The organism is Aeromicrobium phoceense (genome assembly GCF_013868155.1).
Taxonomy (GTDB): domain Bacteria; phylum Actinomycetota; class Actinomycetes; order Propionibacteriales; family Nocardioidaceae; genus Aeromicrobium; species Aeromicrobium phoceense.
The window spans coordinates 1,861,940-1,884,248 of sequence record NZ_JACEOG010000001.1; the positions used below are offsets into that span (position 1 = coordinate 1,861,940).

The window sequence follows — 22,309 nt, forward strand, 5'->3', positions numbered from 1 at the left end:
GTGGCTGAACTGTTCTACGACGACGACGCCGACCTGTCCCTCATCCAGGGCAAGAACGTGGCGGTGATCGGCTACGGCAGCCAGGGTCACGCCCACGCGCTCAACCTGCGCGACTCGGGCGTCGACGTCCGCATCGGCCTGGCCGAGGGCAGCAAGAGCAAGGCGAAGGCCGAGGCCGAGGGCCTGCGCGTCCTCCCGGTCGCCGAGGCGGTCGAGGAGTCCGACGTCATCGTCATCCTCACGCCCGACCAAGTCCAGCGTCACGTCTACACCGAGTCGATCGCCCCGAACCTGACCGCCGGCGACACGCTGGTGTTCGGCCACGGCTTCAACATCCGCTTCGGCTACATCAAGCCGGCCGAGGGCGTCGACGTCATCATGGTCGCCCCGAAGGCCCCCGGTCACACTGTGCGTCGCGAGTTCGTCGCCGGCCGTGGCATCCCGGACATCATCGCGGTCGAGCAGGACGCCTCGGGGCAGGCCTGGGACGTCGCCCTCTCCTACGCGAAGGGCATCGGCGGCACGCGCGCCGGCGTCATCAAGACCACGTTCACCGAGGAGACCGAGACCGACCTCTTCGGCGAGCAGGCCGTGCTGTGCGGCGGCGTGTCCCACCTGGTCCAGGCCGGGTTCGAGACGCTCACCGAGGCCGGCTACCAGCCCGAGATCGCCTACTTCGAGGTGCTGCACGAGCTCAAGCTCATCGTCGACCTCATGTGGGAGGGCGGCATCGCCAAGCAGCGCTGGAGCATCTCCGACACCGCCGAGTACGGCGACTACGTCTCCGGTCCGCGCGTCATCGACGCCGGCGTGAAGGAGCGCATGGAGCAGGTGCTGGGCGACATCCAGTCCGGTGCCTTCGCCGAGCGCTTCATCGCCGACCAGGACAACGGCGGCAAGGAGTTCCTCGAGCTGCGCGAGAAGGAGGCCGGTCACCCGATCGAGGCCACCGGCAAGGCCCTGCGCTCGCACTTCTCGTGGAAGCAGGCCGACGACGACTACACCGAGGGCAGCGCGGCTCGCTGAGCCTCGTCCCGTCGCCGAGCGCGGCGTCCCGTCCGACTCACGTCGTGCGGGGCGCCGCGTTCGTGCGTTCGGGGTCAGGAGGCCTGCGCACGAGGCCGGGGGAGCAGGATCACCGGGACCGGGCTGTGGTTGACGATCCGCGTCGCGGTGGAGCCCATGAAGACGCGGGCCACCGGACCATGACGACTGGACCCGACCGCGAGCAGGTCGCCCGGACGCCACTCGAAGGACTCCAGCGCCAGTGACCAGCGCTCGGCGGAGGTGACCTGCGTGGTGGTGACGTCCGTCTCCGGCGCCAGCTTGCGGATGCCGTCGGCCAGCTGCTCCTGGTGGGTGCGCACGAGCGTCGACCAAGCCTCGCGGACGCCCTGGTCGGAGAAGGCGGCGAACGCGGTCCGCGAGCCGCTCCGCACGGCGAAGGTCACGATCTCCACGGGCACCCCGAGCCAGGTCGCGAGCGAGGCGATCGGCGCGTCCAGCGCGGCATCGGAGGCGGTGGGGTCGACGGCCACGACCAGGCGCTCGATGCCGCCCTCGTTGGCGCGGAAGCCGCGCGGCGCCAGCGCCACCGGGATCGCCGAGCTGTGCGCGAGGCGGCCGTTCGTGCTGCCGAAGGCGATCCGGCCGAGCGCGCCGTGCGATGCCGAGCCGGCCACCACGAGGCGCGCGTCGCGGGCGCGGCTCTCGTCCAGCAGCGCCTGCGGCACGGACGAGGCGGTGCGCGAGACCGTCACCACCTCGGCCTCGTCGCCGAGGTGGTCACGAGCCGTCGCCAGCGCCTCACCCGCCTGGTCCCGGACGGAGCGGCGCCACTCGTCGTCCACCCCGGCGAAGTCGCGCAGGGCGTCCCAGCTGTCCTGGACGACGCTCGTGATGACGAGCTCCTCGCCGGTGGTCCGGGCGAACTCGGCGGCCAGGTCGAGCGCGGCGAGGCTCCGGGTGTCGCTGCCGAAGCCGACGACGACGCTCACGCGGGATCACCCTGGCGGGCACGGTTGAGCCGCGAGTGCCGGTAGCCGTAGGCGAAGTAGACGACGAAGCCCAGCAGCAGCCACACGATGAAACGCAGCCACGTGTCCACCTTGAGGCTCGCCATCAGGCCGATGCAGGACGCGACCGTGACGATGGGCAGGAACGGCACCCACGGCGTGCGGAACGGCCGGTTCATCTCGGGCTGGGTGCGCCGGAGCACGATCACCGCGATGGCCACCACGACGAACGCGAAGAGCGTGCCGATGCTCACCATCTCGGCGAGCACCGAGATCGGGACGAGTCCGGCGAGCAGCGCCACCGCCACCACCGTCAGCCCCGTCATCAGCACCGGCGTGCCCCACGTCGGGTGGATGCGGCGGAAGGCCTCCGGCAACAGCCCGTCACGGGCCAGCGCGAAGCCGATGCGCGGCATCGCGACGAGGTCCACCAGGATCACCGAGGTCAGTCCTGCGATCGCGGCCACGCCGATGAGGATGCCGGCCCACTCCAGGCCGACCTGGTCGAACACGTCGGCGACGGCGTCACCCTCCGAGAGGTCGGAGTAGTGCACCATGCCGGTGATGACAATGCACACGCCGACGTAGAGCGCGGTGCAGATCGCGAGCGTGCCGAGCAGGCCCATCGGCATGTCGCGCTCCGGCTTGCGGGTCTCCTCACCGAGGTTCGCGACGGCCTCGAAGCCCGAGTAGGCGAAGAAGACGACGGCCGCGGCCACGAAGATGCCCGGGATGCCGAAGGGCGCCGGCTCGACGCCCGTGAGGAACTGCCACAGCGGCGCGTGGAGGCTGCTGGAGGAGCCGCCGGCCGGGGGCTGCGACTCCGGGATGAAGGGCACGAGGTTGCCGGTGTTGACGTAGAAGGCGCCCACGGCGATGACGAAGAGGCAGACCAGGACCTTGATGACGACGAGGCCGTTGGTCACCCAGGCCGACTCGCGGATGCCGCGCATGGCGACCCAGCCCAGCAGCAGCACGATGAAGATGGCCCCGACGTTGACGACGGAGCCCTCCTCCGCGAACCACTTCTCCGGGAGGTTGAAGACGCCGGCGACGTAGCCGGACCAGCCTCGCGCGACCACCGCCGACCCGAGGGCGAACTCGAGGATGAGGTCCCACGCGATGATCCAGGCGAAGATCTCGCCGATCGTCGTGTAGCTGTAGGTGTACGAGCTGCCCGCCGTCGGCACGGCGGAGGCCAGCTCGGCGTAGCAGAGGGCGGCCATCAGGGCGACGGCTCCGGCGATGAGGAACGAGATCATCACGGCCGGGCCGGCGTTCTCCTTCGCCTGAAGGCCCGTGAGCGTGAAGATGCCCGTGCCGATGACGATGCCGATGCCGAAGCCGATGAGGTCGAGCGGTCCGAGGTGCTTCTTGAGCCGGCCGTGCTCCTCGGCGGCGCCTTCGGGCAGCTCGTCGTTCTGGTGGATGACGTCGTCGACGCTCTTCTTCCGTAGGACATCCATGCGCTGCTCCTCCGCGGGTCGTGCCCCGGCGGGGCGATGGCCTGCACAGCACTTTGCGGGGTCCGGAGGGACCCCGCAATTCGACGGAGCGCGGGTCAGGCGATGAGGTCGACCGCGTCGGGGTCGCGTGCCGTGCCCGACTGGCCGCTCGTGACCCGGTCCCACGCGCGGGCCAGGCGCTCCACGGCGTCCTCGAGGAGGTCGGGTCCGAGGGCGTAGGGCAGGCGCAGCCGGCGTTCACCGGCCGCGGGGTTGGTGGCGAAGAACCGTGGGCCCGGCGTGAGGGTGAGGCCCTCGTCCTCGGCGACGGCGACGAGGGCCGAGCTGAGCGGGGCGGGGAGGGTCGCCCAGCACGTGAGGCCGCCATCGGGACGCGTGATCGACCAGTCGGGCAGCCGGGACTCCACCGCGGCGATGAGGGTGTCGCGCCGGTGGCGCAGCTCGGCCCGCCGGGCCGCCAGGTCGAGGTCGCCGTCCTCCAGCGCCGTGGCCATGACGAGCTGGTCCAGCGCGGCCGTACCGAGGTCGCGGATCATCCGCGCCTGCACGAGCCGGGGGACCAGGCTCCTCGGGGCGCGGATCCAGCCGATGCGCAGGCCGCCCCAGAGGGACTTCGCCGCAGATCCCACGAGGACGGCGCCGGGGTCGTGCACGGCGTAGTGCTCGGGCAGGGGAGTGTCGCCGAGGCTCACGTCGCGCAGGGTCTCGTCGACGATGGTGGTGACGCCCGCCCGCTGGAGGATCCCGGCCACCTCGCGACGCGTGGCCGACGGCATGAGGCGCCCGGTCGGGTTGTGGAAGTCCACCACCAGCAGCGCCAGGGAGGCCGCGGGGGCGAGGCGGGCGATCTCCTCGACGGGCCAGGGATCCTCCCCGGTCGGGAGCGGCATCAGGCGCGCACCGGCGCGCGACACGAGATCGAACGAGTGCGGGTACCCGCAGCCCTCCACCAGGACGCGGTCGCGCGGCCGCACCAGCACCGAGACGAGGAGCGACAGCGCGCTCTGCGCCCCCGTGGTCACGACGATCTGGTCGGGGTCGGTCGGCAGCCCGTCGCGGGTGTAGCGGGCGGCGAGACGCTCACGCAGCACGGGGAGGCCGTCGGGCAGGTAGCCGTCGGTTGCCAGCAGGGCCGGGAGGCTCGTCATCGCCCGCTGGATGAGCGCGGCGAAGCCGTCGGGCGCCTCGGAGGCGGCAGCCGTGAGGGCGATCCCGTCGTGGCGCGGCGAGCGCGCGAGCATGCTGGTCGAGCCCGCCGCCCCGACCGGGAGCTCGACCGTCGTGCCCGAGCCCTGCCGGGTGCGGACGAGCCGGCTCTCCCGCAGCACCTCGTAGGCCCGCGTGGTCGTGGTGCGGCTCAGTCCGGTCGCCTCGGCGAGCGAGCGCTCGCTGGGCAGCGTCGTCCCGGTGGGGATGCGCCCGTCCATCACGGCGCCGCGGATCTGGGTCGCGAGACGGCGGTACGCGGGGCCCGAGCCGGACTCGGACGGGCCGAGCATCGCGGCGAGCCGGCGCGCGGACAGGGGCGGTGCAGAGGCCATGAAGCCACTTTGTCAGAATTGGCCATGGAAATGAAGTCCAATCAAGCGCACAGTGAGAGGGTGATCCTGTGCATCCTCCTACTCGCCCTCGCCGTGTGGGGCTGCGTCGCCACCGTCCGAACCGTGCGGCGCGACGGCCTGCGCCGCATCCCGAACGCACCGATCGCCCGACGCGTCGGGGAGCGTCGATGACGCGCCGGCTCGTCCAGCTCGTGGTGGGCCTGTGGCTCTACGGCGCGACCATGGCGCTGATGGTGCGCGCGGGGCTCGGGCTGGACCCGTGGGACGTCTTCCACGAGGGAGTGACGCACCACGTCGACCTCACCTTCGGGCAGGTCGTGATCGTGGTGGGCGCCCTGGTGCTGTTGGCCTGGATCCCTCTGCGCCAGCGCCCGGGGATCGGCACCGTGGCGAATGTCCTGGTGATCGGGGTGGCCGCCGACGTCACGCTGGCGATGCTGCCCGAGGCGTCCACCCTCGCGCTCGGCGTGCTGATGCTCGTGACCGGCGTGGTGGGCAACGGCCTGGCCGGTGCGATGTACGTGGGTGCCGGACTCGGCCCGGGTCCGCGCGACGGCCTGTGGACGGGGATCGTCCGCCGGACGGGCGCGAGCGTGCGCATCGTGCGCACGGGGCTGGAGGTCGTGGTGCTCGTGACGGGCTTCGCGCTCGGCGGCACCGTGGGCCTCGGGACCGTGCTCTACGCCCTCACGATCGGACCGATCGTGCAGCTCTTCCTGCCCTGGTTCGAGGTCCGCGAGGCCACGGCCGCCGAGCCGGCCGCGGCGTGACGCTCGCGCAGGTCAGAGCTTGCGCAGCGCCCAGCCCATCAGGATCCACATCAGTCCCATGCCCGCGGCGAAGAGCGCCACGCCGTAGGCCACGACGGAGGTGAACAGCGAGGCCCGCAGGAACGACGCGTTCATCGCCGTCTCGCGCAGCGGGTCGTCCTGCTCGAGCTCGGCGTAGGTCTTGCCGCCGGTGGCCTCGAGGGCGTGCTTGTCGATGATCTGAGCCTGGGAGTAGGCGGTGAGGGGGCCGTTGACCTCGTCGCCGCCGAACCACTCGGCGTCCTCGGACACGGTGATGTTCTGCGCGGAGAGCTGGTCGGTCACCACCCACCAGGTGGCGGCCCCGGCGACGATCAGCACGATGCCGGCGATGATCGAGAGCAGTCCGACGGTGCGGACGCCCTTGTGGCGCGGAGTGGTGGCGTAGGTGGGGGTCGGATCGGACATGGTGATTCCTTCCGTCGGGGCCTCAACGGCCCTCTTGGGCCGACAGTAGGGGACGGGAAGGGTCAGCCGTCGTGGCGCGTTCAGCGACGGGTGGCGATGATGAGGCTGGCGTCCGGGTCGATGAGCATCTCCACGGCGATGAAGCGCTCGTCGGTGAGCCACTGCTCGCGCACGGAGTCGACCTGGCCGTCGACGATCGGCGGCCAGAAGGGCGACGGCACGAAGTCGTCGAGCACCGCGATGCCACCGGGCTCGAGCAGGTCGGCGAGGACGTCGATGCTGGCCATCACGTCGCGGACGTCGACGAACAGCAGCGAGAACGGGGCGTACTGCTCCAGCACGGTCCAGTCGCCGCAGGTCACCTCGACGTTCGCGGCATCGTGGAAGATGCCCTGCACGTCCTCGGCCAGGCCGGGATCGAGCTCGGCGGTGACGATGTGGGCGCCCTTGGGGGCGCCGCTGGAGAGCCAGGCGGAGCCGACGCCGCAGCCGGTGCCGAGCTCGGCGAGGGTGCCGTGGCGCGTGGCGGCCAGGGTCGCGAGCAGCCGGCCCGTCTCGCTGCGGGTCGAGGTGATGAAGCCGCGGCGCCGGGAGAGGTCCAGGGCGCGCGCGACCAGATCGGGAACCTCAGCCGGTGCGCTCATGGGGCCAGTGTTCCACGTCATCGTCGCCCCGGCGGGCCAGGACGATCACTGAGACGCGCGGACCCCCTGACAGCGGCCCGGATCGCCGTGTATGCTCGCGGCCATGCGGAAGCAGCTCGTACTCATCGCTTGCCGCGGCAGGACCTCCTAGGGCCACACCTGCCGCGGAGTTTCGGCGTTGGCTCGACGACTCTGCAGCAGATGTTCTGGACCAGGACCTGGTTCTCCTCCTCTGAAACGCTGATCGACGTCACCCGTCGCAGCACGTGGCCCCGCAGGGTCGTCGGTCCCGTCGGATCCCGCACCGACCACACCACTGCCACTTCAGAGGAGCACTCATGTTCGATCCGACCACTGTCATCGAATGGGGACCCGCGCACCTGCGCGACGACGCCGATTTCGACGGGACGCCCGAGGACAACTGATGACCGGATGGCGAGACCCGAGTTTCAGTATCTGAGATCGACCGTTCTAGGATGGACCCATGACCAGCTCCTACTCGCTCGCGGTCGTTGCCGGTGACGGCATCGGCCCCGAGGTCACCGACCAGGCCCTGAAGGTTCTCGACGTCGTCGCGCAGGACGCCGGACTCACGTTCGAGCGCACGGCGTACGACCTCGGTGCCCGCCGGTGGCACGCCACCGGCGAGACCCTTCCGGACTCCGTGCTCGAGGAGATTCGCGGGCACGACGCGATCCTGCTCGGCGCCGTCGGCGACCCGTCCGTCCCCTCGGGCGTGCTGGAGCGCGGCCTGCTGCTGCGGCTGCGGTTCGAGCTGGACCACTACGTCAACCTGCGGCCGTCGAAGCTGTTCCCCGGCGTCCCGACCCCGCTGGCCGACCCGGGCGACATCGACTTCGTCGTCGTCCGCGAGGGCACCGAGGGCCCCTACGTGGGCAACGGCGGTGCGATCCGCGTCGGCACGCCCCAAGAGGTCGCCACCGAGGTCAGCCTCAACACGGCCTTCGGCGTGGAGCGTGTCGTCCGCGACGCCTTCGCCCGCGCCCAGGCGCGCCCGCGTCGCAAGCTCACGCTCGTGCACAAGAACAACGTGCTCGTCCACGCGGGTCACCTGTGGAGCCGCACGGTCGACGCCGTCGCCGCCGAGTTCCCCGACGTCACGGTGGACTACCTGCACGTCGACGCCGCCACGATCTTCCTGGCGACCGACCCGGCGCGCTTCGACGTGATCGTCACCGACAACCTGTTCGGCGACATCCTCACCGACCTCGCCGCCGCCATCACCGGTGGCATCGGCCTGGCCGCGAGCGGCAACGTCAACCCCGACCGCACGTCGCCCAGCATGTTCGAGCCCGTGCACGGCTCGGCGCCCGACATCGCCGGCCAGTCCAAGGCCGATCCGACCGCCGCGATCCTGTCGGCCGGTCTGCTGCTGGAGCACCTCGGCCACGCCGAGCAGGCCCAGCGGATCACCGAGGCGGTCGAGGCCGACATCGCCGCGCGCGCGGGTCAGCCGCGGTCCACGCAGGAGGTGGGGGAGGCCATCGCGTCGCGCGTGGCCGGAGCGGTATCGGTCGCCTGACGACCATCCCCTCCACCACCGAAAGGACTATCGTGTCCGCCATGACCACCCCCGCGTTCACCCCCCGGATCGAGACCAATCCGAACGCGCGCAGCTCCGCCGAGCGCGCCGGGATCCTCGCCGATCCCGGCTTCGGCAACCACTTCACCGATCACATGTTCCTCACCGAGTGGACGCCCGAGCTGGACTGGCACGACCCCCGCGTCGTGCCCTACGGCCCGTTGTCCCTCGACCCCGCCACCGCGGTCCTGCACTACGCGCAGGAGATCTTCGAGGGACTCAAGGCCTACGCCCACGCCGACGGCTCGGTGTGGCTGTTCCGTCCCGAGGCGAACGCGGCCCGCCTGCAGCGGTCCGCGGCGCGCCTGGCGCTGCCGCAGCTGCCGGTCGAGTGGTTCACCGGCTCGGTGAAGGCGCTCATCGAGGCCGACCGTGACTGGGTGCCCACGGGCGAGGAGCGCAGCCTCTACCTGCGGCCCTTCATGTTCGCCTCCGAGGTCTTCCTCGGCGTCCGGCCCAGCCAGCACGTCACCTACGCGGTGATCGCGTCACCGGCCGGCGCCTACTTCGCCGAGGGCGTGAAGCCGGTCGACATCTGGCTGTCCAGCGAGTACAGCCGCGCCGGTGCAGGCGGCACGGGTGCGGCCAAGTGCGGCGGCAACTACGCCGCGAGCCTGCTTCCGCAGCAGGAGGCGGCCTCGCACGGGTGCGCCCAGGTCGCGTTCCTGGACTCCGTCGAGCACAAGTGGGTGGAGGAGCTCGGCGGCATGAACCTCTACTTCGTCCACTCCGACGGGTCGATCGTCACGCCCGAGCTGAGCGGCTCGATCCTCGAGGGGATCACCCGTGACTCGATCCTGACCATCGCCCAGGACCTCGGCCACGACGTCATCGAGCGCAAGGTCTCGATCGACGACTGGCGCGACGGCGTGGCCGACGGCACGATCACCGAGGTCTTCGCGTGCGGCACGGCCGCGGTGGTCACCCCGGTGGGCAAGCTCAAGTGGGACGGCGGCGAGGTCGTCAGCGCCGAGGGCGAGCCGGGCAAGGTGACCGCCGACATCCGCGCCGCTCTCGTCGACATCCAGTACGGCCGCGCCGAGGACCGCCACGGCTGGATGACCCGCGCGGTCTGACCTCTCGGGTCTCGATACGCGGGCTCGTTCCTCGCCCAGCTACTCGACCACCGGCTCGGTGATCGAGTAGCTCGCGAGCGGTACTCGACCACCGGCCCGGTGATCGAGTAGCTCGTGGACGCTACGCGGCCGCCCGGTCCGGTGCTCGAGTGGCTCGCGGACGCTGCTCGACTACCGGCCCGGTGATCGAGTAGCTCGCGAGCGCTAGTCGACCGCCCGGCCCGGTGATCGAGTAGCTCGCGAGCGCAGCGAGCGGCGTATCGAGATCCGTCAGAACTGCACGGCCGGCGGCATCTCCTGGTCGGCGGGGGCGTCGTAGAAGGTGCGCTCCTTGACGCCGGCCACGCCCGCGAAGAACATCCACGGGATCGTGCGCACGAGCTCGTTGAGCGCGCGGACCGCGTCGTTGTAGTACTGGCGGGCGAACGAGAGCTTGTTCTCGGTGTCGCTCAGCTCGGTCTGCAGCTGCTGGAAGTTCGCCGAGGCCTTGAGGTCGGGGTACGCCTCGGCCACGGCCATCACGTCGACGAGTGCGCGCTCGAGCCGGGCGTCGGCCGTGGCCCGCTGCTCCACCGAGCCGGAGCCGGCGGCCTGCTGCACGCCGGCGCGGGCCGCGGTGACCTCCTCGAAGACACCCCGCTCGTGGGCTGCGTAGCCCTTCACGGTGTTGACCAGATTCGGGATGAGGTCGGCACGCCGGGTCAGCTGGACGTCGATGCCGCTGAGGGCCTCCTGGGCGCCGATGTCGGCCGTGCGCAGGCGGTTGAACGCCACGACCCCGAACAGCGCGACGGCCACGACGATCGCGACGATGATCCAGATCAGCACGGGTACCTCCGAAGTCGGGAACTGGTCGAGACTCTACTGGCGCGGCCGGCGGGCCCGTCCGCGAACGCGACGATCACCACGAGCCGCCTCCGCCCCCGCCACCGCCGCCTCCGCTGAACCCGCCGCCGCCGCCTCCACCGCCGCCGCTGCTCCCGGAGGAGGACGACGCCTGGCTCGCGGTGTAGGCGCTGATGGAGCTGGAGACAGCGCGCTCGAAGTCGCTGAACGGGTCACCGCCCAGTGCACTCCCGGAGGTGCCGTGATGGCCCCCACCGGCGTACCAGACCGGCAGCGGTGCGGCTTGCCCCGTCGCGACCTCGTACTTGCGGGCCCAGCGGTCGGTGACGCCGAACGCGACGGCGTAGGGGATGTAGGCCATGTACAGATCCTCTCGACCGCTGAAGTCGAAGCGGTCCTGCGAGGCGTCGGTGCCCAGGAAGCGCTCGAACCCGCCGGCGCGCGACCACAGGTCGCGGCCCTGCGCGGTGCGGCGGGACCCGGCGCCCGGCATCAGCACCCCGACCGCGCCCACGGCGAACGCCGCGAACGGCAGCAGGTAGAGCCCGGTGACGCCGAAGACCGTGCCGATGAGGACGGCCGCGACGGCGACGCCGAACAGCACCCGCCACATCCACTCGCGGTGGGCGGGGACCGTCGCACCGGTCGTGGTCGCCCACGCCCGGGTGACGCCGGGGATCGCGGACGTCACGGCGGACAGCTTCTTGCCCGCGCTGACGGAGCCGCTCGCCGTGAACGTCGGGCCGTTCTCGCCGCGCAGCCCGAGCCCCGACACGACGTGACGCGCCACCGGATCAAGGGCGTCCCAGGCGCCCTTCGCGAGGGTGCCCTTGACCGTCCAGCTGCCGGCGTTCTCGTGGAGGGTGACGTGTCCCTGCTCAGCCAGGTGCAGGAGCGTCGCCGTGAGGGCCCGCCGGGGGACCCGCTCGTCCACGATGTACGCCGCCTGCACGGGGCCGAGCCCCGCGGGCGGCTCGAACATCACCGGGAGCCCGGGGCGGCGCTCGCGCGACAGCCGGTCGAGCACGTAGCCCACCGCGAACGCCAGGGCAGCGAGAGCGAGCGCCAGCAGGAAGGGCCGCAGCGACGTCCCGAACAGCCGGTCCCAGCCGATCGACCAGGGCACCTGGGCACGGTCGGGGGCCGGCTGGTCCATCGCGGCGCGGAGCAGGACCGAGGTGTTCGGCGGCAGGTCGGCGGCGCTGATCCGCAGCGCAGTGGTGCCCTCGCCCTGCACCGTGCAGGGGCGCCCGTCGCCGATCGAGCACTCGAGGCGATCGGTGACGGCCGGCAGGTTCACGGTGAGGTCGGCCTGGCGGATCGGCATGCTCCAACCGGCGGCGACGACCTGCCAGACGAACTCCGAGCGGTTCGCGTCGCCCCCGGTCCAGCTCGCGTTGGCGTCAGCGACGCGCTCGGGATTCGGGGCGAGGACGCCGTCGATCCGGTAGCTGATCGTGTAGGTGTGCGGGCCGGGGGAGAGGTACTGGTCGGCGCTGCCGATGCGTGCCACCCGGAAGCGCCGCCCCTGCTCCCACGAGCGGCTGACCGCGACGGTGTCGCCGTCGAGCCGGATGCTCACGTCGCGCGGCCGGTACCGGACGGTGTGGTCGGCCCGGTCGGCCAGGTCCCAGTAGCGGAAGATCCCGTGGCGGCCCCAGGGGAAGTCGGCGGTGATCGTCTCCGTGGCGTTCAGCGTGCCGTCCGCGTCCACGTCGTAGGTGGCGCGGTAGGACGATATGGTCACCGGATCGGCCACGCTGCTGCTCGCGGAGTTCGACATCGTCGCGAGGGCGGGGACGAGCAGGACGCCCACCAGGATGACGGCGGTCACCAGGCGGAGCACGAGACGGGCCATGGCCGGATACTAGGGGAGCGGGACGGGACCCCGGCTGCAAGGAATTGCAGAGATGTGCAAGAATGTTCCGCATGTCCAAGGTCCTCACCAGTCTCCCCGTCGGCGAGCGCGTCGGCATCGCCTTCTCCGGCGGACTCGACACGTCCGTCGCCGTCGCGTGGATGCGCGACAAGGGTGCCGTCCCCTGCACCTACACCGCCGATCTCGGCCAGTACGACGAGCCGGACATCTCCGGGGTCCCCGGCCGCGCGATGGAGTACGGCGCCGAGCTGGCGCGCGCCATCGACTGCAAGCGCCCCCTGGTCGACGAGGGTCTGGCCGCGCTGGCCTGCGGCGCCTTCCACATCAAGTCGGCGGGCCGCACCTACTTCAACACCACGCCGCTGGGCCGCGCCGTCACCGGAACCCTGCTCGTGCGCGCGATGCACGAGGACGGCGTCAACATCTGGGGCGACGGCTCCACCTTCAAGGGCAACGACATCGAGCGGTTCTACCGCTACGGTCTGCTGGCCAACCCCGAGCTGCGCGTCTACAAGCCGTGGCTCGACGCCGACTTCGTCCACGAGCTGGGCGGTCGCACCGAGATGAGCCAGTGGCTCGTCGAGCACCAGCTGCCCTACCGCGACAGCCAGGAGAAGGCCTACTCGACCGACGCGAACATCTGGGGCGCCACCCACGAGGCGAAGACGCTCGAGCACCTCGACGTCTCGCTGGAGACCGTCGACCCGATCATGGGCGTGAAGTTCTGGGACGCCTCGGTCGACATCGACTCCGAGGACGTCACGATCTCCTTCGAGGAGGGCCGCCCGGTCGCGATCAACGGCACCCGTTTCGACGACCCGGTCGCGCTGGTGCACGAGGCGAACACGGTCGGTGGCCGGCACGGCCTGGGCATGTCCGACCAGATCGAGAACCGCATCATCGAGGCCAAGAGCCGGGGCATCTACGAGGCGCCCGGCATGGCGCTGCTCTGGATCGCGTACGAGCGGCTCGTGAACGCCGTGCACAACGAGGACACCGTCGCGAACTACCACGCGCACGGCCGCCGACTGGGCCGGCTCATGTACGAGGGCCGGTGGCTCGACCCGCAGGCGATGATGCTGCGTGAGTCGATCCAGCGCTGGATCGCCTCGCTGGTGAGCGGCTCGGTCACGCTGCGGCTGCGGCGGGGCGACGACTACACGATCCTCGACACTCACGGCTCGAACTTCTCCTACCACCCCGAGAAGCTGTCGATGGAGCGCACGGAGAACGCCGTCTTCGGTCCCACCGATCGGATCGGCCAGCTGACGATGCGCAACCTCGACATCGCCGACTCGCGCGCCAAGCTCGAGATGTACGCCGCGCAGCCGCTCGACCAGGGCCAGGTGCTCGTCGAGAACGGCACGCTGTTCGGCGAGCTGCCGGCCGGCGGTGCCATGCGCATCGAGGCGAACCCGTCGGTCGAGGGCGATGAGACTCCGTCGTTGGGTGAGGCAGCGCTCGAGGCGGCCGCCATGGAGTTCGGGACGGACTGATCGCCATGATCAAGGTCGCCGTCACCGGTGCCACGGGCTATGCCGGGGGAGAGGTCCTCCGGCTGCTGCTGGCGCACCCCGAGGTCGAGATCGGCGCCCTGACCGCAGGGTCCAGCGCGGGGTCGCGGTTCGGGCAGCACCAGCCGCACCTGCTCCCGCTGGCCGATCGCATCGTCGCCGAGACCACCGCCGAAAACCTCGCCGGGCACGACGTCGTGTTCCTCGCGCTGCCGCACGGAGCCTCCGGGGCCGTCGCCGCGCAGCTGCCGGACGACGTCCTGGTGATCGACTGCGGCGCCGATCACCGGCTCGAGAGCTCCGACGACTGGGGCGCCTACTACGGCGGTGACCATGCGGGCACCTGGCCGTACGGGATGCCCGAGCTGATCACCGGCTCGACGCGTCAGCGCGACGCGCTCGCGGGCGTCCGTCGCATCGCCGTGCCGGGGTGCAACGTCACCGCCGTCACGCTGGGCCTGCAGCCCGCCGTGGCCGCCGGGATCGTCGAGCCGACCGACCTCGTCGCGGTGCTCGCCAACGGCTTCTCCGGCGCGGGCAAGGCGCTCAAGCCGCACCTGCTGGCGTCGGAGGGACTCGGCTCGGCCTCGCCCTACGGGGTCGCCGGCACGCACCGGCACATCCCCGAGATCGCCCAGAACCTGGGCCGCGCCGGGGCCGACGAGGTCACCATCTCGTTCACGCCCACGCTCGTGCCGATGGCCCGCGGCATCCTGGCCACCGCCACCGCACGACTGGCGCCCGGGGTCGACGATGCCGCCGCCCGGGCCGTCTACGAGAAGGCCTACGGCGACGAGCCGTTCGTCCACCTGCTGCCCGAGGGCCAGTGGCCCACCACGGCCGCCACGCTGGGCGCGAACGTCGCCCACGTGCAGCTCGCGGTGGACGAGCGCGCCGGTCGCCTCGTCACCGTCACGGCCATCGACAACCTCGTCAAGGGCACCGCCGGTGGCGCGATCCAGTCGATGAACCTCGCCCTGGGCCTGCCCGAGACCACGGGCCTCACCACGATCGGAGTCGCGCCATGAGCGCCGTCCTCACGCCCGCCGTTCGGCCCGGTGATCGAGTAGCACGGCGAGGGACGAGCCGGCATATCGAGATCACGTTCACCACGATCGGAGTCGCGCCATGAGCGTCACTGCTGCACAAGGTTTCCGGGCCGCAGGCGTCACCGCGGGCCTCAAGGACTCGGGCAAGCCCGACATCTCCCTCGTCGTCAACGAGGGCCCCTCGTCGGCCGCCGCCGCGGTCTTCACCTCGAACCGCTGCAAGGCGCACCCCGTCATCTGGAGCGAGCAGGCGATCAAGGGCGGCAGCGCCCGCGCGATCGTCCTGAACTCCGGCGGCGCCAACTGCTACACGGGCCCCGAGGGCTTCGCCGCCACGCACCGCACCGCCGAGCGCGTCGCGGAGCACCTGGGCATCGGCGCGATCGACGTGCAGGTCTGCTCGACCGGCCTGATCGGTCGTCTCCTCGACGAGCCGAAGGTGCTGGCCGGCGTCGACTCCGCCGTGGCCGCGCTGTCGCCCGAGGGCGGCCTCGACGCCGCGACGGCGATCATGACCACCGACACCGTCAGCAAGCAGGCCACCGCCGGTGGCGACGGCTGGATGATCGGCGGCATGGCGAAGGGCGCGGGCATGCTCGCGCCGGCGCTCGCCACGATGCTCGTCGTCATCACGACGGACGCCGACCTCAACTCGGCCACGCTCGACACCGCACTGCGATCGGCCACGGCGCTGACGTTCGACCGGCTCGACTCCGACGGCTGCCAGTCCACGAACGACACGGTGCTGCTGATGTCGTCGGGCGCCTCGGGCGTCGCCCCTGACGTCGCCGAGTTCACCGAGGCTCTCACCATGGTGTGCCGCGACCTCGCGCTCCAGCTGCTGGCCGACGCCGAGGGCGCCGACCACGAGATCGCGATCACGACGATCAACGCCGCGAGCGAGAACGACGCGCTGGAGGTGGGACGGTCCGTCGCGCGCAGCAACCTGTTCAAGTGCGCGATCTTCGGCAAGGACCCGAACTGGGGCCGCATCCTGGCGTCGGCCGGCACCACGACCGCCGTGTTCGACCCGCTCGACCTCGACGTCGCGGTCAACGACGTGTGGGTGTGCCGCAACTCCGGCGTGGGGGAGTCGATCGACCTCGTCGACCTCGAGCCGCGATCGGTCACCGTCACGATCGACCTGAAGGCCGGCACGCACAGCGCCACCATCTGGACGAACGACCTGACCCAGGCCTACGTCCACGAGAACTCCGCCTACTCGACCTGAGGAAGCCATGAGCGACAACCGCATGACCGAATGGGCGCCCGAGGACTGGGCCGCCGCCACCACGAAGGCCGCCACGCTGGCCCACGCCCTGCCGTGGCTGAAGGCGTACCACGGCAAGATCGTGGTGGTGAAGTACGGCGGCAACGCCATGACCGACGACAAGCTCAAGCGCGCGTTCGCCGAGGATATCGTCTTCCTGCGCCTCGCCGGGTTCAAGCCCGTCGTGGTGCACGGCGGCGGCCCGCAGATCAGCGCGATGCTCGACCGGCTGCAGATCGAGTCGGAGTTCCGCGGCGGCCTGCGCGTCACCACGCCCGAGGCCGTCGAGGTCGTCCGCATGGTGCTCAAGGGCCAGGTCGGCCCCGAGCTCGTCGGGCTGCTGAACCAGCACGGCGACCTAGCGGTGGGCCTGTCGGGTGAGGACGGCGGACTGTTCCGCGCCCAGCGCACGATGCCCATCGTCGACGGCGAGCCCGTCGACGTCGGACTCGTGGGCGAGGTCGTGGGCGTGCGCCCCGAGGCCGTGATCGACCTCATCGAGGCCGGCCGCATCCCCGTGGTCTCCACCGTCGCGCCCGACGCCGACGGCCAGGTGCTGAACGTCAACGCCGACACGGCCGCCTCCGCGCTCGCCGTCGCCCTGGGCGCCGAGAAGCTGCTCGTGCTCACCGACGTCGAGGGCCTCTACGCCGACTGGCCGAACAGCAGCGACGTGATCGGCGAGATCAGCCCCGAGTCACTCGAGGCGATCCTGCCCGAGCTGGCCAGCGGGATGATCCCCAAGATGACCGCCTGCCTCGACGCGGTGCGCGGCGGCGTCAAGCGCGCCACGGTCGTCGACGGCCGCGAGCCGCACTCGGTGCTGCTCGAGATCTTCACCGACGAGGGCGTCGGCACCCAGGTGCTGGCCGGTGCGCGGACCAAGATCCGCTCCGCCCTCTACACGTCCAGCGCGAAGGAGACGTCGTGAACCTGCCCGAAGGAGTCGTGATCCACGGCCGCGAGCCCCGGCTCGGCGGACCGGAGTGGACCGAGCGCTACCGCGGTGCGGTGATGAACACGTTCGGCGACCCGCAGCGCGTCCTCGTCCGCGGCGAGGGCTGCCACGTCTGGGACGCCGACGGCAACAAGTACCTCGACCTGCTCGCGGGCATCGCCGTCAACGCGCTGGGCCACGGTCACCCGGCGATCCTCGAGGCCGTCACGCAGCAGCTGCAGACGCTCGGGCACATCAGCAACTTCTTCGCCTCGGCCCCGCAGGTCGAGCTCGCGGAGCGGCTGGTCGGACTGCTCGGCGGCGAGGGCCGCGTGTTCTTCGCGAACTCCGGCACCGAGGCGAACGAGGCGGCGTTCAAGGCCACGCGTCGCACCGGTCGCACCACGATCGTGGCGGCCGAGGGGTCGTTCCACGGACGCACGATGGGCGCCCTCGCGCTGACCTCGAAGGCCGCGTACCGCGAGCCCTTCGAGCCGCTGCCCGGCGACGTCCGGTGGGTGCCGTACGGCGACGCCGACGCGCTGGCCGCGGCCGTCGACGACACGGTGGCGGCGGTGATCCTGGAGCCGATCCAGGGCGAGGCCGGCGTCATCGTACCCCCGGACGACTACCTCGCCGCGGCCCGCCGCATCACCACCGAGCACGGCGCGCTGCTGTGGCTCGACGAGGTGCAGACGGGCATCGGCCGCACGGGCGACTGGTTCGGTCACACGCCCTCCGGCGTCACCCCCGACCTGGTCACCCTCGCGAAGGGCCTCGGCGGCGGCATCCCGATCGGCGCCTGCGTGGCGCTCGGTGACGCGGCCACCCTGCTCGGTCCGGGCAACCACGGCACCACCTTCGGCGGCAACCCCGTGGCCACCGCCGCGGCCCTGGCGGTCCTCGCGACGATCGAGTCGGAGGGACTGCTGGAGGCCACGCGCGCCCGCGGCGACCAGCTCGCCGACGGGCTCCTGCGCAACTCCCGCGTGGAGTCGGTCACGGGCCGGGGCCTGCTCCGGGGCATCGTGCTGAGCGAGCCGCGCGCGGCCGAGGTGCAGAAGGCCGCGCTCGACGCCGGCCTCATCCTCAACGCGCCCACGCCGGACCGGCTCCGGCTCGCTCCGCCGCTGGTCCTCAGCGAGGACGAGGCGGCCGACGCCGTGCGCACCCTCTCCACGGTGATCGACGAGGTGCTGGCATGACGAGGCACTTCCTGCGCGATGACGACTTCAGTCCCGCCGAGCAGGCCGAGGTGCTGGCGCTCGCTGCCGAGCTCAAGGCCGAGCCCTACTCGCGCCGTCCGCTGGCCGGGCCGCAGTCCGTGGTCGTGCTGTTCGACAAGTCCTCCACCCGTACGCGGGTGTCGTTCGCCGTGGGCATCGCCGACCTCGGCGGCAACCCCGTGGTGATGGACACCGGTGTCACGCAGGTGGGCCGCGGCGAGCCCATCGCCGACACGGCGCGCGTGCTGGGCCGGATGGCCAGCGCGGTCGTGTGGCGCACCTACGCCCAGGCCGGCCTCGAGCAGATGGCCGAGCACGCGGGAGTGCCGGTGGTCAACGCCCTCTCGGACGACTTCCACCCGTGCCAGATCCTCGCCGACTGGCTCACCGTCATCGAGCACAAGGGCGCGCTCGCCGGGCTCACGGTGGCCTACGTCGGCGACGGCGCCAACAACATGGGCCACTCGTACCTGCTCGGCGGCGCCACCGCGGGCATGCACGTGCGCGTCGGCGCCCCCGAGGGGTTCCAGCCGGACCCCGCGATCGTCGCCGACGCCGAGCGGATCGCTGCGGAGACGGGTGGCTCGGTCGCCGTCACCGCCGATCCGGCCGCCGCCGTCGCGGGCGCCGACGTCGTCATCACGGACACCTGGGTCTCGATGGGCCAGGAGGACGAGAAGGCCGAGCGGGTCGCGCTCTTCGGCGACTACTCGGTCACCCCCGAGCTGCTGGCGAAGGCCGATCCCGAGGCCATCGTGCTGCACTGCCTGCCGGCCTACCGCGGCCTGGAGATCGCGGCCGACGTCATCGACGGCCCGCAGTCGGTGGTGTGGGACGAGGCCGAGAACCGGGTCCACGCCCAGAAGGCGGTCCTCACCTGGCTCCTGGAGCAGTCGTGATGCACCGTCTCGCAAACTCGCCAAGACTCGGTCACCGGTCCCGGTGGTCGAGTAGCTCGCGAGCGCAGCGAGCGGCGTATCGAGACCCCAGCGAGGCACCGTCATGATCCCCGGCACCCAGGCGGCGCGCCAGGCGCTGATCGCCGACCTGCTGGGCACGTGCGACGTGCGCTCGCAGGGCGACCTCGTCGACCTGTTGCGCGAGCGCGGGGTCACGGCGACGGCGTCCACGGTGTCGCGCGACCTCGACGAGCTCGACGCGGTGCGCGTGCGCCAGGGCGACGGCAGTCTCGTCTACGCCGTGCCGTCCGAGGGTGGCGACCGCAGCGTCCGCGCGGCGCCCGACTCCTCGGCCGCCCAGGTCCGGCTCCAGCGCCTGCTCCGCGAGCTGCTCGTCTCCGCGCAGTCCTCGGCGAACCTCGTGGTGCTGCGCACCCCGCCGGGCGCCGCGCAGTTCCTGGCCTCCGCGATCGACCACGTCCAGATGAGCGAGACGCTCGGCACGATCGCCGGTGACGACACGGTGATGCTGATCGCCCGTGACCCGGCCGGCGGCGAGGCCCTCGCCGCCCACCTCACCTCCCTCGCCCGTAAAGTGCCCACCGATGACTGACTCTCCCGAACTGACGCCCGCCGTGCCCGGCTCCACCGACGTCGAGGCCGCCGACTCCCGGCTCTGGGGTGGCCGGTTCGCGTCGGGCCCCTCGCCCGAGCTGACGGCCCTGTCGCGGTCGACGCATTTCGACTGGCGTCTCGCCCCGTACGACCTGGCCGGCTCACGGGCGCACGCCCGCGTGCTGCACACCGCGGGCCTGCTCACCGACGACGACCTCGCCTCGATGATGGACGGCATCGCCGCCCTCGACGGCGACGTGCGGTCAGGCGCCTTCCGGCCCGAGCCCGGCGACGAGGACGTCCACTCGGCGCTCGAGCGCGGACTGATGGAGCGCCTCGGCGCCGACCTCGGGGGCCGCCTGCGCGCCGGCCGTTCGCGCAACGACCAGGTCGCCACGCTCTTCCGCGCCTACCTGCGCGACCATGCCCGCCAGGTCGCGTCGCTCGTGCGCGAGCTCGTGGAGGCGATCGCGGGTCAGGCCGAGCGCCACCTCGGCGCGCCGATGCCCGGCCGCACGCACCTCCAGCACGCCCAGCCCGTGCTGCTGTCGCACCACCTGCTGGCCCACGCCTGGCCGCTCGTCCGCGACCTCGACCGCCTGCGCGAATGGGACGCCCGCGTGGGCTCGGAGTCCCCGTACGGCTCGGGTGCGCTCGCCGGCTCCTCGCTCGGCCTCGATCCCGAGGCGGTCGCGGCCGACCTCGGCTTCACCGGCTCGGCCGCCAACTCCATCGACGGCACCGCCGCGCGCGACTTCGTCGCCGAGTTCGCCTTCGTCGCCGCCCAGATCGGCGTCGACGTCTCGCGGATCGCCGAGGAGATCATCATCTGGAACACGAAGGAGTTCGACTTCGTCACGCTGCACGACGGGTACTCCACCGGGTCGAGCATCATGCCGCAGAAGAAGAACCCCGACATCGCCGAGCTCGCGCGCGGCAAGGCCGGCCGGCTGATCGGCAACCTGGCGGGCCTGCTCGCCACGCTGAAGGCACTGCCGCTGGCCTACAACCGCGACCTCCAGGAGGACAAGGAGCCGGTCTTCGACTCGATCGACACCCTCGAGGTCCTGCTGCCGGCGTTCACCGGGATGGTCGCCACGCTCGAGTTCAACACCGCCCGGATGGCCGAGCTCGCGCCGCAGGGCTTCGCGCTCGCCACCGACGTGGCCGAGTGGCTCGTCCGCGAGGGCGTCCCGTTCCGCGTCGCCCACGAGCTCTCCGGCGCGTGCGTCCGGGTGTGCGAGGAGCGCGGCATCGAGCTGTGGGACCTCTCCGACGACGACTTCGCGCAGATCTCGCCGCACCTGGCGAACGCCTCCGAGCCCGGGGGAGTGCGCGAGGTGCTGACGCTCGCCGGCTCCATCGCCTCGCGCGACGGCCGTGGCGGCACCGCCCAGGCGCGCGTCACCGAGCAGCTGACCGAGCTCCGCTCGCGGCTCTGACGCGGCCCCTCACCAGCGGTTGCGCGCCTCCTCGGCCCAGCCGAGGAGGCCGTCGAGCCGGTACTCCACGCCCTTGCCGCCGCGCGCCCACCCCGACCAGCGCCCGAAGGCCTGGTGGGTGCGCGAGGCGATCACGCCCAGCTGCGTCGAGGCCACGCGCCGGTGGAAGGGCGTCAGGACCGCCTCGACGTCAGGACCCGTGACCGTCCACGTCGACTCCGGGTCCTCGAGGTCGTACTCCCAGCGGAGGTCGTCGATCCAGTGGTGCAGGCGCCCGTCGACGAACAGCCCGTTCTCCGTCTGGCCGGTCCCGTCGGTCCACTTCCCGCCGAGCTGGAGGCCGATCCGGCGCCCGGAGACCTCACCGCTGCCGGCGCCCCAGTTCCACCTCATGCGGTACGGCCAGATGCCCCGGCCTCGGTCGAGCACGCCCCAGCCGGCCACCACCGCCTCGCGCTCGCCGTCGACCTCGATCGTGCCGCTGACGGGTCGGACCGGATCCTTCAGCGTGTACTGGAAACGCCGAGGGCTCCACGGCACGACGACCCCGAGCGCGTCGTCGCCTCCCTCCGCCTCGAGCGCGACCTTTACCCGCTCGTGGTCGACGCTCAGGCGCGTGCCCCGGCCGTGGTCGGCGAAGGTCAGCGGCCCGCTGGACGCGGTGATCGGCGGCAGCGCGTCGGACAGTCCCGGGCGCAGGGGGCCCAGCTTCGTCGTGTTGAGGCTGACCTCGTGGTGGCGCAGCCGGTCGTAGGCGTACACCTGCGTGAGGTTCGCATAGTCGAGGTCGGCGATCGTCAGGCCGAGCACGAACCGCCGGGTGACGACGCCCCAGTACTCCCAGCGCTTCGCCCGGCCCGTCCACGGCAGTGCCGTCCGGTGCAGCGGACGTCGCGTCCAGCCGACGGCGTCGGGATTCAGGCGGCGGCCCAGGGCCAGGTCGACCGGCTCGACGATCTCGGACATGCCTGAAGACTAGGGGGCTGGAGGCCCCGCCGGCGGCCGACGACGCGTCCTCTCGGACGCTCCGGACCGCCGCCACGATCTCG

At 71.8% G+C, this 22,309-nt stretch carries 20 protein-coding genes; 12 read left to right on the forward strand and 8 right to left on the reverse strand.

Annotation, left to right across the window (positions count from 1 at the left end):
• Positions 1-1,026 carry a ketol-acid reductoisomerase gene (gene ilvC, locus H1W00_RS09030; RefSeq protein ID WP_181755403.1) on the forward strand — a complete coding sequence of 342 codons (1,026 nt, stop codon included), beginning with the start codon at positions 1-3 and terminating at the stop codon, positions 1,024-1,026.
• 74 nt (positions 1,027-1,100) lie between these two features.
• Here ilvC and H1W00_RS17065 read toward each other — a convergent pair whose 3' ends face one another.
• The 3 genes from H1W00_RS17065 to yczR all read right to left on the reverse strand — a co-directional run bounded on the left by H1W00_RS17065 (position 1,101) and on the right by yczR (position 5,022).
• Positions 1,101-1,997 carry a universal stress protein gene (locus tag H1W00_RS17065; protein WP_181755404.1) on the reverse strand — a complete coding sequence of 299 codons (897 nt, stop codon included), beginning with the start codon at positions 1,995-1,997 and terminating at the stop codon, positions 1,101-1,103.
• On the reverse strand, positions 1,994-3,481 hold the full coding sequence (locus tag H1W00_RS09040) for an APC family permease (protein ID WP_181755405.1): 1,488 nt from the start codon (positions 3,479-3,481) through the stop codon (positions 1,994-1,996). The genes H1W00_RS17065 and H1W00_RS09040 overlap by 4 nt, the downstream gene beginning before the upstream one ends.
• Positions 3,482-3,576: 95 nt before the next feature.
• Positions 3,577-5,022, reverse strand: coding sequence for a MocR-like transcription factor YczR (gene yczR / locus H1W00_RS09045; RefSeq protein WP_181755406.1), 1,446 nt, complete (start codon positions 5,020-5,022; stop codon positions 3,577-3,579).
• Between the two features lie 188 nt (positions 5,023-5,210).
• Between yczR and yczE the strand changes: the two genes are divergently transcribed.
• Entirely contained in the window at positions 5,211-5,813 is a 603-nt protein-coding gene (gene yczE, locus H1W00_RS09050) for a membrane protein YczE (protein WP_181755407.1), read from the forward strand.
• 12 nt (positions 5,814-5,825) lie between these two features.
• Here yczE and H1W00_RS09055 read toward each other — a convergent pair whose 3' ends face one another.
• Positions 5,826-6,260: an aromatic ring-opening dioxygenase LigA gene (locus H1W00_RS09055; RefSeq protein ID WP_181755408.1), complete on the reverse strand. Its 435-nt coding sequence runs from the start codon at positions 6,258-6,260 to the stop codon at positions 5,826-5,828.
• An 80-nt stretch (positions 6,261-6,340) separates the two neighbouring features.
• Entirely contained in the window at positions 6,341-6,904 is a 564-nt protein-coding gene (locus H1W00_RS09060; RefSeq protein ID WP_153302825.1) for an O-methyltransferase, read from the reverse strand.
• 484 nt (positions 6,905-7,388) lie between these two features.
• Here H1W00_RS09060 and H1W00_RS09065 point away from each other — a divergent pair, with 484 nt between their 5' ends.
• Both H1W00_RS09065 and H1W00_RS09070 read left to right on the forward strand, forming a co-directional pair.
• The gene (locus tag H1W00_RS09065; protein WP_181755409.1) at positions 7,389-8,447 is read left to right on the forward strand and encodes a 3-isopropylmalate dehydrogenase; all 1,059 of its coding nucleotides are present in this window, start codon (positions 7,389-7,391) and stop codon (positions 8,445-8,447) included.
• A gap of 41 nt (positions 8,448-8,488) precedes the next feature.
• Positions 8,489-9,583, forward strand: coding sequence for a branched-chain amino acid aminotransferase (locus H1W00_RS09070; protein ID WP_181755410.1), 1,095 nt, complete (start codon positions 8,489-8,491; stop codon positions 9,581-9,583).
• A 270-nt stretch (positions 9,584-9,853) separates the two neighbouring features.
• On the opposite strand, the gene H1W00_RS09075 is transcribed toward H1W00_RS09070, so the two are convergent.
• A complete protein-coding gene (locus H1W00_RS09075; protein WP_181755411.1) occupies positions 9,854-10,411 on the reverse strand; it encodes a LemA family protein in 558 nt (185 codons plus the stop codon).
• Positions 10,412-10,484: 73 nt separating this feature from the next.
• Positions 10,485-12,287: a DUF2207 domain-containing protein gene (locus H1W00_RS09080; protein WP_181755412.1), complete on the reverse strand. Its 1,803-nt coding sequence runs from the start codon at positions 12,285-12,287 to the stop codon at positions 10,485-10,487.
• A 71-nt stretch (positions 12,288-12,358) separates the two neighbouring features.
• On the opposite strand from H1W00_RS09080, the gene argG reads away from it, so the two are divergent.
• The 8 genes from argG to argH all read left to right on the forward strand — a co-directional run bounded on the left by argG (position 12,359) and on the right by argH (position 21,260).
• Complete coding sequence (gene argG, locus H1W00_RS09085; protein WP_181755413.1) at positions 12,359-13,804, forward strand: argininosuccinate synthase; 1,446 nt, start codon at positions 12,359-12,361, stop codon at positions 13,802-13,804.
• Positions 13,805-13,809: 5 nt separating this feature from the next.
• Positions 13,810-14,850: an N-acetyl-gamma-glutamyl-phosphate reductase gene (argC, locus tag H1W00_RS09090; RefSeq protein ID WP_181755414.1), complete on the forward strand. Its 1,041-nt coding sequence runs from the start codon at positions 13,810-13,812 to the stop codon at positions 14,848-14,850.
• Positions 14,851-14,950: 100 nt separating this feature from the next.
• Positions 14,951-16,102 carry a bifunctional glutamate N-acetyltransferase/amino-acid acetyltransferase ArgJ gene (gene argJ, locus H1W00_RS09095; protein ID WP_181755415.1) on the forward strand — a complete coding sequence of 384 codons (1,152 nt, stop codon included), beginning with the start codon at positions 14,951-14,953 and terminating at the stop codon, positions 16,100-16,102.
• A gap of 7 nt (positions 16,103-16,109) precedes the next feature.
• Positions 16,110-17,072, forward strand: coding sequence for an acetylglutamate kinase (gene argB / locus H1W00_RS09100; protein ID WP_181755416.1), 963 nt, complete (start codon positions 16,110-16,112; stop codon positions 17,070-17,072).
• 2 nt (positions 17,073-17,074) lie between these two features.
• A complete protein-coding gene (locus H1W00_RS09105; protein WP_420826881.1) occupies positions 17,075-18,283 on the forward strand; it encodes an acetylornithine transaminase in 1,209 nt (402 codons plus the stop codon).
• Positions 18,280-19,203: an ornithine carbamoyltransferase gene (gene argF, locus H1W00_RS09110; RefSeq protein WP_181755417.1), complete on the forward strand. Its 924-nt coding sequence runs from the start codon at positions 18,280-18,282 to the stop codon at positions 19,201-19,203. The genes H1W00_RS09105 and argF overlap by 4 nt, the downstream gene beginning before the upstream one ends.
• 103 nt (positions 19,204-19,306) lie before the next feature.
• Positions 19,307-19,816 carry an arginine repressor gene (locus H1W00_RS09115; protein ID WP_181755418.1) on the forward strand — a complete coding sequence of 170 codons (510 nt, stop codon included), beginning with the start codon at positions 19,307-19,309 and terminating at the stop codon, positions 19,814-19,816.
• Positions 19,809-21,260 (forward strand): argininosuccinate lyase, encoded by a 1,452-nt coding sequence (gene argH / locus H1W00_RS09120; RefSeq protein WP_181755419.1) that lies wholly within the window; start codon positions 19,809-19,811, stop codon positions 21,258-21,260. The genes H1W00_RS09115 and argH overlap by 8 nt, the downstream gene beginning before the upstream one ends.
• A 9-nt stretch (positions 21,261-21,269) precedes the next feature.
• Here the strand turns inward: argH and H1W00_RS09125 are convergent, their stop codons facing one another.
• On the reverse strand, positions 21,270-22,226 hold the full coding sequence (locus H1W00_RS09125; RefSeq protein WP_181755420.1) for a DUF2804 domain-containing protein: 957 nt from the start codon (positions 22,224-22,226) through the stop codon (positions 21,270-21,272).
• Between the last annotated feature and the right edge of the window lie 83 nt (positions 22,227-22,309).